The organism is Methylobacterium pseudosasicola (assembly GCF_900114535.1).
GTDB lineage: Bacteria > Pseudomonadota > Alphaproteobacteria > Rhizobiales > Beijerinckiaceae > Methylobacterium > Methylobacterium pseudosasicola.
This window is the reverse complement of the sequence record NZ_FOTK01000024.1, coordinates 56,409-69,962: the sequence shown is the minus strand read 5'-3', so window position 1 is coordinate 69,962 and position 13,554 is coordinate 56,409. Positions and strand designations below refer to the sequence as shown.

At 68.2% G+C, this 13,554-nt stretch carries 12 protein-coding genes; 5 read left to right on the top strand and 7 right to left on the bottom strand.

Annotated features, from left to right (window positions below):
* Positions 1-280: 280 nt before the first annotated feature.
* The gene (locus tag BM228_RS21300) at positions 281-1,105 is read left to right on the top strand and encodes an EamA family transporter (RefSeq protein ID WP_244537248.1); all 825 of its coding nucleotides are present in this window, start codon (positions 281-283) and stop codon (positions 1,103-1,105) included.
* A gap of 6 nt (positions 1,106-1,111) precedes the next feature.
* Here BM228_RS21300 and BM228_RS21295 read toward each other — a convergent pair whose 3' ends face one another.
* The 4 genes from BM228_RS21295 to BM228_RS21280 form a co-directional block, all read right to left on the bottom strand.
* Positions 1,112-1,513 carry a PTS sugar transporter subunit IIA gene (locus BM228_RS21295; protein ID WP_007561549.1) on the bottom strand — a complete coding sequence of 134 codons (402 nt, stop codon included), beginning with the start codon at positions 1,511-1,513 and terminating at the stop codon, positions 1,112-1,114.
* Between the two features lie 174 nt (positions 1,514-1,687).
* On the bottom strand, positions 1,688-2,128 hold the full coding sequence (locus BM228_RS21290; protein ID WP_092043737.1) for an HPr kinase/phosphorylase: 441 nt from the start codon (positions 2,126-2,128) through the stop codon (positions 1,688-1,690).
* Entirely contained in the window at positions 2,128-3,930 is a 1,803-nt protein-coding gene (locus BM228_RS21285; RefSeq protein ID WP_092043735.1) for a sensor histidine kinase, read from the bottom strand. The genes BM228_RS21290 and BM228_RS21285 overlap by 1 nt, the downstream gene beginning before the upstream one ends.
* 16 nt (positions 3,931-3,946) lie before the next feature.
* Positions 3,947-4,657 carry a response regulator transcription factor gene (locus BM228_RS21280; RefSeq protein ID WP_092043734.1) on the bottom strand — a complete coding sequence of 237 codons (711 nt, stop codon included), beginning with the start codon at positions 4,655-4,657 and terminating at the stop codon, positions 3,947-3,949.
* Positions 4,658-4,946: 289 nt separating this feature from the next.
* Between BM228_RS21280 and BM228_RS21275 the strand changes: the two genes are divergently transcribed.
* The 3 genes from BM228_RS21275 to lepA all read left to right on the top strand — a co-directional run bounded on the left by BM228_RS21275 (position 4,947) and on the right by lepA (position 8,018).
* Entirely contained in the window at positions 4,947-5,738 is a 792-nt protein-coding gene (locus BM228_RS21275; RefSeq protein ID WP_092043732.1) for a HugZ family pyridoxamine 5'-phosphate oxidase, read from the top strand.
* Between the two features lie 57 nt (positions 5,739-5,795).
* A complete protein-coding gene (locus tag BM228_RS21270) occupies positions 5,796-5,996 on the top strand; it encodes a hypothetical protein (protein ID WP_092043809.1) in 201 nt (66 codons plus the stop codon).
* 219 nt (positions 5,997-6,215) lie between these two features.
* Complete coding sequence (gene lepA, locus BM228_RS21265) at positions 6,216-8,018, top strand: translation elongation factor 4 (protein WP_092043807.1); 1,803 nt, start codon at positions 6,216-6,218, stop codon at positions 8,016-8,018.
* Positions 8,019-8,245: 227 nt separating this feature from the next.
* On the opposite strand, the gene BM228_RS21260 is transcribed toward lepA, so the two are convergent.
* The 3 genes from BM228_RS21260 to BM228_RS21250 all read right to left on the bottom strand — a co-directional run bounded on the left by BM228_RS21260 (position 8,246) and on the right by BM228_RS21250 (position 11,609).
* Positions 8,246-8,563, bottom strand: a complete 318-nt coding sequence (locus BM228_RS21260; RefSeq protein WP_092043731.1) for a c-type cytochrome — start codon at positions 8,561-8,563, stop codon at positions 8,246-8,248.
* Positions 8,564-8,709: 146 nt separating this feature from the next.
* Positions 8,710-9,993, bottom strand: a complete 1,284-nt coding sequence (locus BM228_RS21255; protein WP_092043806.1) for a PQQ-dependent sugar dehydrogenase — start codon at positions 9,991-9,993, stop codon at positions 8,710-8,712.
* A 113-nt stretch (positions 9,994-10,106) separates the two neighbouring features.
* Positions 10,107-11,609: an NAD(P)/FAD-dependent oxidoreductase gene (locus tag BM228_RS21250; protein WP_092043729.1), complete on the bottom strand. Its 1,503-nt coding sequence runs from the start codon at positions 11,607-11,609 to the stop codon at positions 10,107-10,109.
* Between the two features lie 162 nt (positions 11,610-11,771).
* Here BM228_RS21250 and BM228_RS21245 point away from each other — a divergent pair, with 162 nt between their 5' ends.
* A complete protein-coding gene (locus BM228_RS21245; RefSeq protein WP_092043728.1) occupies positions 11,772-13,550 on the top strand; it encodes a hypothetical protein in 1,779 nt (592 codons plus the stop codon).
* Positions 13,551-13,554: the final 4 nt, after the last annotated feature.

Genomic DNA, 13,554 nt, shown 5'->3' with positions numbered 1-13,554 from the left:
GAACCCGCGCCAGCGCATGATGCTGGGCCGCCTCCTCGACGGATTCGAGGGCAAGCTCACGACGTCGAAATGGGCGCAGATCGCGAAGTGCTCGCACGATACCGCCCTTCGCGACATCGAAGAGTTGAGCGCACGCGGGCTCCTGATGCGCGGCCCGGCGGGGGACGCAGCACCAGCTACCGTCTGGTCGAGCCGCACGTCTGAAAGATCCGTGTCCGTGACGAACACCAAGCCGAGCCTCGGCGCCACCGTCCTCCCCGTCGCCGCCCTGGTGACCGGCATGGTCTCCCTGCAATACGGCGCGACGATTGCGAAAAACCTGTTCCCGGTCGTCGGCGCGGCGGGGACCTCGGCCCTGCGCGTGGGTTTCTCGGCGCTGATCCTGATGGCCGTCTGGCGGCCCTGGCGGCGCAGCCTGTTGCGGCGCGAGGCCGGGTGGATCGCGCTCTACGGGGTAACCCTGGGGCTGATGAACCTGCTGTTCTACCTGTCGATCGCGCGCCTGCCGCTCGGGCCTGCGGTGGCGATCGAGTTCGCCGGGCCGCTCTCCATCGCGCTGATCGCGTCGCGCCGCAGGACGGATTTTCTATGGATCGGCGTGGCGGTGGTGGGACTCGGGCTGCTCCTGCCGGTCGCGTCGACCAGTGCGCTCGACCCGCTCGGAATCCTCCTCGCCCTTGGGGCGGCCCTGGCCTGGGCGCTCTACATCCTGTTCGGCCAGCGCGCCGGCCGAATCGATGGAGGCCAAGCCGTGTCGCTGGGCATGCTGACGGCCGCCCTGGTGGTGGCGCCGTTCGGCTTCGCGGAGGCCGGGTTGGGCCTGCTCGCGCCCGAGATCCTCGTTGCGGGCCTCACCGTGGCGCTGATGTCGAGCGCCCTGCCCTATTCGCTGGAGATGTTCGCCCTGCGGCGCCTCGACCGCAAAAGCTTCGGCGTGCTGATGAGCCTGGAGCCGGCGGTGGCGGCCTGCGCGGGCTTCGCCCTGCTGGGCGAGCGGCTCGGCCCCGTTCAGTGGCTCGCCATCGGGCTGGTGATCGCGGCCTCCGCGGGCATCACCGCCACGTCGCGCCGGCCTGTCCCGGAGGCGGCGCTCATCGAAGGCTGAAAAACGTTATTTGCCGGCCAGAACGCGCGAGGCGACGTTGATGTATTTGCGGCCGGCTTCCTGGGCGTGAAGGACGGCGTCGCCGAGATTCTCCTCGTCGCGGACGCTCGCCAGCTTGATCAGCATCGGCAGGTTGATCCCCGCCACCACCTCGACCGAGCCGCCGTTCATACAGGAGAGCGCAAGGTTCGAGGGCGTGCCGCCGAACATGTCGGTGAGCACCACCACACCGTCACCGGTGTTCACGCGACAGACCGCGGACATGATGTCCCGGCGTCGCAATTCCATATCGTCTTCCGGCCCGATCGTGATCGTCTCGATCTGATCCTGTGGGCCGACCACGTGCTCCAGGGCGGCCTTGAATTCGGTCGCCAATAGCCCGTGAGTGACGAGCACCATGCCAATCATCGACACGTGTTCCAACGTCCTCTGTCTGCCGCCATGTTGTGCAATGCACAGGTCCCAACAAGGCGATCGCGACGTTTTTGCTCGGACATTGCCGCGATCATGCCATGCGGGCTCCCCGGGCGCCATGGGGTCTCGCCACCGTGACGCGAATCAACCACCTGTGCGGCTGCGAAGTCACGGCTTCTGCTTCCGCAGTGCCGCACGAATCAGCAACGGTGCTAATCCGGCACGCCGCACGCCGCGGTCAAGGACCAGGCGGGGTATTCGAAGGTCCAATATTTCGGCGTCCTCCGGCGGCTCGGGCAGGCGGGGTGATTCTGCGACGAGATCGATCGCGAGGCCTACGATCGCTTCGGGGCGGATCGCGAGGCCGAGGTCTTGAGCCGAAAGAATACCTTGGCCGCGGATTTCGACCTGCCCGACCAGGGCGTCGTGTGGCCGGGCGACCAGCGTGCCCGCGCGCCGCTCGCAAACGACCCGGTCGTCCGCGACGAAGGCCCCATCCCTCTCGGCGGCGAGGAGCAGCGCCAGGCTCGACTTGCCCGAGCCCGAGGGCCCGCGAATCAGGATGCCGGACTCGCCCAGGACGACGCAGGCGGCGTGAAGGCTCGGCATCAGGCGTGGAGCTGGCGGGGCGCCGCCGGCAGGCGGACGGTGAAGCGGGCGCCGCGAACCGTAGGCTCACCATCCTCGTCGGGGGCGCCGGGGCGGTTCTCGGCGCGGATCGTGCCGCGATGCGCCTGGACGATCTGACGGGAGATCGACAGGCCGAGACCCGAATTCTGGCCAAAACCCTGCTCGGGCCGGTCGGTGTAGAAGCGCTCGAAGATCCGCTCCAGGGCGTGCTCGGGGATGCCCGGCCCCTCGTCCTCGCAGACCAGCTCGACCTCGCCGCGGACCCGGCGCAGGGCGACCCGCACCTTGGCTTCGGTCGGCGAGAACGAGCGGGCGTTGTCGAGGAGGTTGTTGACCACCTGCCCCAGCCGGCTGTCATGGCCGATGACCGTGAACGGTGCATCCTGGTCGGCGATCGCCTCGACATCGAGCTGGATCAGGCAGTCCTTCGGGCGGCGGCGCTCGTTCGCCACCGAGACCACTGTGGTCAGCAGCTTCTTCAGATCGACCCGGCGCGCCTCGGCCCGGGCCAGTTCCGCGTCGAGCCGCGAAGCATCGGCGATGTCGCTGATCAGCCGGTCGAGACGCTTCACGTCGTGCTGGATGATCGCCATCAGCCGGCCGCGGGAATCGTCCGACTTTGCCAGCGGCAGGGTCTCGACCGCGCTGCGCAGCGAGGTCAGCGGGTTCTTCAGCTCGTGGCTGACATCGGCGGCAAAACTCTCGATGGCGTCGATGCGCCGGTAGAGTGCCTGGGTCATGTCCCGCAGCGCCCCGGAGAGGTGGCCGATCTCGTCGGTGCGTTGAGTAAAATCCGGGATCTCTTCCCGGGTCTTGATCCCCATCCGGACCTTTTCCGCGGCCTCGGCGAGGCGCCGAACCGGGCCCGCGATTGCGCCGGCCAACAGTGCCGACAGCACCACCATCACGGCCGAGGCCACGAGAAACACCTGGAGCAGGCCGAACCGCTCCGAGGCGATCACCCGGTCGATGGCGTCGCCCTGGGTCGAGATCAGCAGCGCGCCGCGCACCGAGCCGGCCCGATGGATCGGCACCGCCACCGACACCGTGGTCTCGCCCAGAGCGTTGCGGCGGACCAAACTGCCGCGGTTACCGCTGAGCGCGGCCTGGACCTCACGCAGCGAGTGGCCGTTCACCGGCCCGGTCTCTTCGGGCTGCGTGGACCGGCTGCCGAAAAGACCGCTCAGCTTCGCCTGGACCGCCTGGAAGGCGGATTCGAGCATGCCGGCCTTGTGCGGCTTGGCGGCGATCGGGTCGCTGCGACCGGCATCGCCGCGCTTGAACAGGGTGCGGGTATCGAACAGCAACCCGCCTTCCTGGTCGTAGACCCGGGCGCGGTTGCCGGTGGGGGTCACCAAACGCGAGAGTAGCGGCGCCACCTTCTCGGGGTTGAGCGAGAAGGCGAGCGGCTGCGATTCCTCCTCGGCGGATTCCCCCGCCTGCTGCTGGAGCAGCTTGTCGGGGTCGATCTGGATCGTATCGGTATCCACCGAGGCGGAGGCCGCGATGGCGCCCGCGATGATCTCGCCCTGGATTGCCAGGCTCTGGATCCGGGCCTGAATCAGGCCCTGCCGGAACTGGTTCAGGTAGAGGAAGCCGACGAGCAGCGCGATCAGCCCGACGAGGTTGAGCACGACGATGCGGCGCGTCAGGCTCGACGACGCGCGCTGGCCGATCGCGTCCCAGAGGGCGCGCGGCCAGGTCAGCGGTCGAGAGAGGAGTTGGGTGAACGAGGCGCGCGGTTGCGCGTCCTCGGCTTGGGCGGGGGTACGGCCGGTCACGGAGCGGATCCTTGGATCACGCCTCCTTGAACCGGTAGCCGACGCCGTAGAGCGTCTCGATCATGTCGAAGCTCTGGTCGGTCACTTTGAACTTCTTGCGCAGGCGCTTGATGTGGCTGTCGATGGTGCGGTCGTCGACATAGACTTGGTCGTCATAGGCCGCATCCATCAGGGCGTTGCGGCTCTTCACGACGCCGGGGCGATGGGCGAGCGCCTGGAGGATCAGGAATTCCGTGACGGTGAGCGTCACCGGCTCGCCCTTCCAGGTGCAGGTATGGCGCTCCGGATCCATCATCAGCGAGCCGCGCTCCAGCGAGCGGGCCGCGACCTCGGCCTCGCCCCGCGGGGTGGAACCGGCCGGCTCCTTGGCGAAGCGCCGGAGCACCGCCTTGACCCGCTCCACCAGCAGGCGCTGCGAGAACGGCTTATGGATGAAATCGTCCGCGCCCATCTTGAGACCGAACAATTCGTCGATCTCCTCGTCCTTCGAGGTCAGAAAGATCACCGGAAGGTCCGATTTCTGCCGCAGGCGCCTGAGAAGCTCCATCCCGTCCATGCGCGGCATCTTGATGTCGAAGATCGCGAGGTCCGGCGGGGAGTGCCGCAGACCGTCGAGGGCGGAGGCGCCGTCGGTGTAGGTCTGGATGCGGTAGCCTTCGGTCTCAAGCGCGATCGACACGGAGGTGAGGATGTTCCGGTCGTCGTCGACGAGGGCGATGGTTGGCATGCGCGATCCCTGAATGAACGGGCTCAAGCGCGGTCCCGGCTGTTCGCGCGGGCCGCGCTTCACCCCGGCCCCCGAGGGGCAGGCGGACGTGCGAACCAGGCCGGTCTCGGCGCCGCCCGGTTCGCGCAACGGGACAGGTGCTTTAGTACGGTCGATCGGAAAAAGCGAGCGGCGGTCATAGCTTGGCCGTAAAGGCCGATCTGACGCGGGCCGCGGCGCTCGTGCGCCGGCTATCCCATCGCTACCATGCTGCAGGATTGTGGCGGCGGTTCGAAACGGGAGGGATTCGATGGCGGACGTGAGCACAGGTGCGTCGGAACAGCGCGAGCCGGCGCGCCCGCTTCCCGCGGCCGACGCGCCCTTCGACGCCATCGGCTTGTCCCGGATGCTGCTGCGGAGCATCCGCTCCGGCGCGCTGGCGACCCTGGACCAGGACGGGACGCCCTTCGCGTCGCTGGTCACCATCGCCACCGACCAGGACGGTACGCCGCTGATGCTGCTGTCGCGGCTCTCGGCGCATACCCGCAACCTGCTGGCTGATCCGCGCTGCTCGCTGCTGTTCTCCCAGGGCGGCAAGGGCGATCCACTGGCGCATCCGCGGCTCACCGTCGTCGGCGAGGCCGTCCAGACGAAGGACGTGCGGGCGCGGGAGCGGTTCCTGGCGCGCCATCCGAAGGCGAAGCTCTACGCCGACTTCCCGGATTTCGGATTCTTCGCAGTGTCTGCGAAGGCCGGCCATCTCAATGGCGGTTTTGCGAAGGCTGCGACGCTGACCCGCGAAGAATTGCTTTTGGACCTCACCGGCGCGGAGGCCATCGCGGCGGGCGAGCGCGGCGCGGTCGAGCACATGAACGCCGACCATGCCGACGCGCTGGCGCTCTACGCTGCGGCGGCGGGCGCGGAGGCCGGCCTGCCCTGGCGCCTCACCGGGCTCGACCCGGAGGGCATGGACCTGATGGCCGGGGAGCGGACCGCGCGGGTGGTCTATCCGGAGCGGGTCACCGATATGGGCGCCCTGCGCAAGAGCCTCGTCGCGATGGCGGCGCAGGCGCGCGGCGGTGGCGGTCCGGCAGAAACGTAACGCCCGAGATCGCCCTCAGGCATGGCGAAGTGAGGCCGGGTGCACCATATCCGCGCCATGAGCGAGACACAGACAGACACCTATCCTTTCAGCCTCGATGTGCAGCCGGTCGGCGAGAGCGGCGCAATGTTCCAATGGAGCATCCGCAAGCACGGCAAATTGCACCAGCGTTCGGACCGGAAGCATCCGACCGAGTCGAAGGCCCGGACCCACGGTGAGGCCGAGATCGAGCGCCTGATCCGCGACCGCGGTCGCTGATCGCCTCAGAAATCCGCCGGAACCGGCGGGACGCTGCCGACAGGCGGGGGCCGGATCGACCGGCTCCCGTCTCGTCGTTTGTCCCGGCCCGATCGTATGGCGCCGGCCGGCGCGCTTGGCGCGTTCCCGCGGCGCTGCTATCTCGCGCGTGAGCCGACCTATCCGAACACGCCCAGACGTCAGACGGTGCGCGCCGTCGCGCGCCCGAACGGAATGCCGATGACAACCCCGATCGACAACATCCGCAATTTCTCGATCGTCGCGCATATCGACCACGGCAAGTCGACCCTGGCGGACCGGCTGATCCAGGCCACCGGCACCGTGGCCCTGCGCGACATGAGCGAGCAGATGCTCGACTCGATGGATATCGAGAAGGAGCGCGGCATCACCATCAAGGCGCAGACCGTGCGCCTGGAATACCGGGCCGAGGATGGCAAGGATTACGTCCTCAACCTGATGGACACGCCCGGCCACGTGGATTTCGCCTACGAGGTGTCGCGCTCGCTCGCCGCCTGCGAGGGCTCGCTGCTGGTGGTGGACGCCTCCCAGGGCGTCGAGGCGCAGACGCTGGCCAACGTCTACCAGGCGCTGGACGCCAACCACGAGATCGTCCCCGTCCTCAACAAGGTCGATCTGCCGGCCGCCGAGCCCGACCGGGTCAAGGAGCAGATCGAGGAGGTGATCGGCCTCGACGCCTCCAACGCCGTGCCGATCTCAGCCAAGACCGGCCTCAACATCGAGGCGGTGCTCGAGGCGATCGTCACCCGCCTGCCCCCGCCCAAAGGTGACCGGACCGCGCCGCTCAAGGCCCTGCTGGTGGACAGCTGGTACGACGCCTATCTCGGCGTCGTCGTGCTGGTGCGGATCATCGACGGCGTGCTCAAGAAGGGCATGACCATCCGGATGATGGGCGCGGACGCGGTCCACGGGGTCGACCGGATCGGCGTGTTCCGGCCGAAGATGGCCGAGATTGGCGAGCTCGGCCCCGGCGAGGTCGGCTTCTTCACCGGCTCGATCAAGGAGGTCGCCGACACCCGCGTCGGCGACACGATCACCGAGGACAAACGCCAGACCACCTCGATGCTGCCGGGCTTCAAGGAAGTTCAGGCGGTGGTGTTCTGCGGCCTGTTCCCGGTGGACGCCGCCGAGTTCGAGAACCTGCGCTCGGCCATGGGCCGGCTCCGGCTCAACGACGCGTCGTTCTCCTACGAGATGGAGAGTTCGGCCGCCCTGGGCTTCGGCTTCCGCTGCGGCTTCCTGGGGCTGCTGCACCTGGAGATCATCCAGGAGCGGCTGGAGCGCGAGTTCAACCTCGACCTGATCTCGACCGCGCCGTCCGTGGTCTACCGGCTGAAGATGCGCGACGGCACGGTCAAGGAGCTGCACAACCCGGCCGACATGCCGGACGTGATGAAGATCGAGCTGATCGAGGAGCCCTGGATCCGCGCCACGATCCTGACCCCCGACGAGTATCTCGGCGGCGTGCTCAAGCTCTGCCAGGACCGTCGCGGCGTACAGATCGACCTGAACTACGTCGGCAAGCGTGCCATGGTGGTCTACGACCTACCGCTGAACGAAGTGGTGTTCGACTTCTACGACCGGTTGAAATCGATCTCGAAGGGCTACGCCTCGTTCGACTACCACGTCTCCGACTACCGCGAGGGCGACCTCGTGAAGATGTCGCTGCTGGTCAATGCTGAGCCGGTGGACGCCCTGTCGATGCTGGTCCACCGCACCCGCGCCGAATCGCGCGGCCGGGCCATGTGCGAGAAGCTGAAGGACCTGATCCCCCGCCACCTGTTCCAGATCCCGGTCCAGGCGGCGATCGGCGGCAAGATCATCGCCCGCGAGACGATCAAGGCCCTGTCCAAGGACGTCACCGCCAAGTGCTACGGCGGCGACATCTCGCGCAAGCGCAAGCTGTTGGACAAGCAGAAGGAAGGCAAGAAGAAGATGCGCCAGTTCGGGCGCGTCGAGATCCCGCAGGAGGCGTTCATCGCGGCTCTGAAGATGGACGATTGAGCGACGGGCTCGTGCTGCGCTTGTCCCCGATTGCCATGGGGAAGACCCGGGGTCTGATTGAGCTTCCGCGTCCGGACCTGATGCCCGGTTCTTGAACTGAAACCGGCGGCGCCCGTCATTGCGAGCGCAGCGAAGCAACCCAGTGAAACGCTACGTCCTGAGATCGCGCGCCGCCCTGGGTTGCTTCGCTGCGCTCGCAATGACGGTGTGGGGCGCGGGAAAAGTTTTTACCCCGGCGGCAGCACGTCGATCTGGATGCCGGCATAATACGCCGCCAGGTTCGCAATATCGGCGTCCGACAGCTCCTTGGCGACCACGTTCATGATCTCGTTCTGCCGCTTGCCGTCGCGGTACTCGGTGAGGGCCTTCACCAGGTAGGGCTCGACCTGGCCGGCGAGGTTCGGCGCCTCCGGCAGCTTCGAGAGCCCGTCCATCCCGTGGCAGGTCTGGCAGGCGGTGGCCTTCTTGCGCCCGAGGGCGGCGTCTCCGGCCTGAGCCGAGAATGGGACGAGCAGAGCGGCGAGGAGGAGAAGCGGGCGGATCATCGAATGGGCTCGGCTTGCGCGACGGAACTCTCCTCCCCCTTGCGGGGAGGAGTTGGAGGTGGGGGTGGTGCAGGAGGCACCGCGGCGGCAGATCCGGAACCACCCCCACCCTCGGTCCCTCCCCACAAGGGGGAGGGAAAGCGCCCTTATTTCTCGTACGAAATCCGATAAATCGCCCCGGCGGCATCGTCCGAGACCAGCAGCGAGCCGTCGAGCATCACCGCCACGTCCACCGGGCGGCCGAGATATTCGCCGTCGCCGGTGAGCCAGCCCTCCGCGAACGGCTTGACCGCGCCGAGCTTCCCGTCCGCGCCCATGGGAGCGAACATCACCCGGGCGCCCACCGGCTCGGTGCGGTTCCAGGAGCCGTGCTCGGCGATGAAGATCCCGCCCTTGTACGAGGCCGGGAACTGCTTGCCGTTGTAGAAGGTCATGCCGAGATCGGCCGCGTGGGGCGGCAATTCGGCGACCGGGGGGACCGCATCGGTGGGCGGGGTCTGGTCCTTGTACTCGACGGTGCGGACCGCGCCGCCGCCGTACCAGGGGAAGCCGAAATTCTCGCCGGCCTTGGTGGCGTGGTTCAGCTCGCCCGGCGGCTTGTCGTCACCCATGCCGTCGACCTGGTTGTCGGTGAACCAGAGCGACTTGTCGGTGGCGAAATCCATGCCCACCGAGTTGCGGATGCCGGTGGCGTAGACCTCGCGGTTCTTGCCGTCGGCATCGATGCGGATAATGCCGCCGATGCCGGCCTTCCGGTACAGGTCCATCTTCTCGGCCGGGGGCACGTTGTAGGGCTGGCCGAGCGCGATGTAGGTCTTGCCGTCGGCCCCGACCCGGCAGACCCGGGCGGTGTGGTTGAAGCTCTCTTCGGCAGCCGGAATCAGCGCGCCTTCCTTCACGAGAATACCGGCGGCAACGTCGGGATTTTCATAAAAAAACTCGGCGGCCGGGAAGGCCAGCACACGGTTTTGCTCGACCACGGTGAGCACGCCGTCCTTCGAGAAGCAGACGCCGTTGGGGATCTTAAAGGTGATGCCCGGCGCGAAGGCGCGAACCTCGTCGGCGACCCGGTCCTTGTCGCGGTCGGTGACGGTGTAGACCTTGTTCTTACGGGTGCCGACGAACAGCACGCCGGCATTGGGGCCGACCGCGATGGCGCGGGCATCCGGCACCACGGCGTAGAGGTCGATCTTGAAGCCCTCGGGGAGCTTGATCTTGCCGAGCGTCTTGCGGATCGCGTCGGCCCGGCGGCCGGTCTGCGGGATCTCGGGGGCCGCCTGGGTGTCGGTGCTGCGGAAGCTCTGCAGCTTCTCCAGATCGTCGGCCTTGGCCTTGGTCTCGGCCGGCGCCGCGCCCTGCGCGAGGGCCGGCACGGCGATGGCGGGCATGGCGACACCCGCCCAGAGCGCAGCGATGATCAGCGAACGCATCGTCGAATATTCCTCCCCGTCGCCCTTGGTGTCGGGCGTTGCCGGATCGGACATAGACGACGCGCGCCAACCGGCAAGTTGCGGTGGTGACGCGCGCTCGCACCTGTCGCGTGTCAGGCGACCTTGCGGGGGACGAGCCGCTCGCTGCCCAGAGCGGCCTGAGCGCCGGACACGCCGGACTCGGTGTATTCCGCGTCCTCGTTGACCTGCCAGACATCGTGCCGGCGCCGGCCGCAGAGAATGTTCTCCACGGTCAGCATCGCGGTCATCATCGCGTGGTCCTGGTTGTTGTACTTGTGCATGCCGTTGCGGCCGACGAGGTGCAGGCTCGGGAAATCCCGCTCCAGCTCGCGGCGCACGGTCACGACGTGGCCGGCATAATCCTCGTCGTAGACCGGATAGGCCTTGGGCTGCCGGACCACGCAGGCATCGACCACGTCGGCCGGGTCGATCAGGCCGATCTGGCCGATCTCGCGCTTGGCCAAGGCCACCAGCTCGTCGTCCGAGGCGGTCCAGAGCCCGTCGCCCTCGAAGCAGAAATATTCGAGGCCGAGGCAGGTGTGATCCGCGTCCGGCACCATCTCGGGCGACCAGGAACGGAAGTTCTGCACCCGCCCGACCTGCACCGACGGATCGTGGATGTAGATCCAGTTATCCGGGAAGTTTTTTTGGGATTTTGCGATGAGCGCGACGGTCAGGAAGTCGCGGTACTTGAGGGACCGTGCGTTGAAGGTGCTGAGCGGACGCGGGCGGATCGAATCCACCAGCTCCCGCACCGGCGCCGACGAGATCACGTGGCGAGCCGTGAAGGTCTCGCGGCTGCCATCGGCGCTGCGGGCGGCCACCGTCCAGATGCCGGTGCCGGCATCGTAGCTGAGGGAATCGACGCCGCGGTCGAGGAGCACGCGCCCGCCCCGGGCCTGGATCTTGGCGGCGGCGGCCTCCCACATCATGCCGGGGCCGCGGCGCGGATAACGGAACGACTCGATCAGCGTCTTGATCACCGGGCCGCCCGCCTTCTGCGCCTTGCGCAGGCCGAGGGAGCGCTTCACGCCGTCGCGGATTGCCGCGCCGAGATCGAGACCCTTGATGCGCTGCGCCGCCCAATCCGCCGAGATCGCGTCGCAGGACATGCCCCACACCTTCTCGGTGTAGGTCTTGAAGAAGATCGCGAACAGCCGCTCGCCGAACTGGTTGCGCACCCAGGCGTGGAAGTTCTTCGGGTCGCGCACCGGCCTCATGCGGGCATACAGGTAGGAGGCGACGCAGGCCGCGCTGGTAAGCAGGCCGAGATTGCGCAGCGCCTCGAAGGCCTTGAGCGGATAGGCGTAGTATTTGCCCCGATAGTAGATCCGCGACAGCCGCGGGCGCTCGATGAAGTCGTTGGGCAGGATCTCATCCCAGAGATCGACCACCGCCTTGGACTTCGAGAAGAACCGGTGCCCGCCGATATCGAACAGGTAGCCGTTATGCGAGACCGTGCGCGAGATCCCACCGACCTGCGCCGGGTCGCGCTCCAGCACCGTGACTGACCGCCCCTGCTTCGACAGCAGGTAAGCGGCGGTGAGGCCCGCTGGCCCCGCGCCGATCACCAGCGTCTCGGTGTGGTGGCTCATCCCCTGCTCCGGCTGCCGTCGCGGCCAAATCCCGGCCGGCTCGCGCGGAGATTGAGCACGGATGGTTAAGGAACCGCCTTACGGTCGATTGACCGGCCATTAAGTCCGATCGCGCAGGCTTCATCCCGCGCCGGATCGCGGCGCGTTCGGGAACCCGCAACGATGCCGCCCGCGGCCGCCGCCTCGCCGGCACGGATCGATCCGCGTCGCTTCCTGTGGCTGCTCCTCGCCCTGGCGCTCGCGACCATGAACGCGCCGCAGGACATCTGGGACACGATCCGGCACCTGCGCGTGCCCGATACCGACGACGCCATGCGGCTCGTCGAAGTGCGCGATCTCCTGGCCGGCCAGGGCTGGTACGACAACGTCCAGTACCGCTTCCTCGCGCCCGAGGGCGTAGCGAGCCACTGGTCCCGCCTCGTGGACGCGCCCTTGGCCGGGCTGATCCAGGCACTGACGCCGCTCTGCGGTCAGGCGCTCGCCGAGGGGCTGATAGCCGCCTTCTGGCCGGTGTTGCTGTTCGGGCTGTTCTGCGCCCTGCTCTATCGCGGCGTCCAAAGCCATTTCGGGGGCCGGGCGGCCCTCCTCGCGCTCCTCGTGGCGACGCAGACCTTTGGGATCGCCATCCAGTTCCAGCCGGGCCGGGTCGATCATCACAACGTGCAGATCCTGGCGATGCTGGGCCTCGCCCTCTGCCTGATCAGCGGCGGCTTTCGGGCCGGCCTCGTCGGCGGGGGATTGGCGGCGCTGTCGTTGGCGGTGGGCCTGGAGGGGCTGCCCTATCTGGCGCTCGCCGCCCTGTACCTTGCCGGCGACTGGTGCTGGCGCGGACGTCCCGCCCTGCCCAGCCTCGCCGGGTTCGGGCTGGGCCTCGGGCTCGGGGCGCCGCTCCTCTTCGCGGCGCAGACGGCCCCCGCCCTCTGGACAGCGACACATTGCGACGCCCTCTCGCCGCCCTGGCTGTCGCTCGCCGCCGGCGGCCTCGGCTTCGCGATGGCGGCGACCGTGCTCCGACACCGTCTCGCAACGGCCGGATCGCGGATTGCCCTGGCGGCTCTCTGCGGTGTCCTCCTGATCGGCGGCTTCGCCCTGGCCTTCCCGGTCTGCCTGGACGGTCCGTTCCCGGGCATGCCGGCCCTGGTCCGAGACCACTGGCTGCTCACCGTCAATGAGATGGCCTCGCTGCCGAAATCCATCGCCCAGGGGCGGTGGGAGATGCTGGTTTTCTATCCAGTGGTCCTGCTCGCAACGCTGGCTGCGACCTGGATGGCTTGGCGCGGTACGCAGCGCCGGGCCTGGTCGGTGGCGGCCTTGTTCCTGTGGCCCGGTCTGATCCTCGGGTTCTTCCAGTTTCGTGGGCTCTACATCGCCTCCGGCTTCGTGCCGCTGGTGGCGGGGCCGGTGATCGACCGCGCATTGACGTTCGCCGCCGCACCCGGGAGCGGCCTTCGCCGCTGGGGCGCTCTCGTCCTCGGCGGATGCCTGGTCAGCACGCTCTGGTTGGCCCCGGTGGGGCTGGCCGAATGGCTTGCCCTGGCCTCGCGGACCGCCACCGATCCGGCCGGCGCCCTCGCCTGCCAGAGCGACGCGGCCGTGCGGCCCCTGGCGGCGCTCCCGGCTGGGACCGTGTTGGCGCCGATCTTCTTGGGGCCGTCGATCCTGCTGCGGACGCCGCACACGATCGTGGCCGCCCCCTATCACCGGGCGATTCCGGGGCTCACCGCGGCGATCGAGGGGCTGGGCGGGACTGAGACCGATCTCGACCGGATGCTCGATGCCTTCCGGGTCCGCTACCTGGTGGCCTGCCCGTCCCGGCCCGCCGACGACCTCCAAGCCGAGCCGGCTTTCGCCACCCGGCTCGCCCGCGGCGCGGTTCAATCCGACCGGCTGGACCCGGTCGCGCTGCCCGGCCCCCTGAAAGTCTGGCGCGTGGTGCGGTGAACCG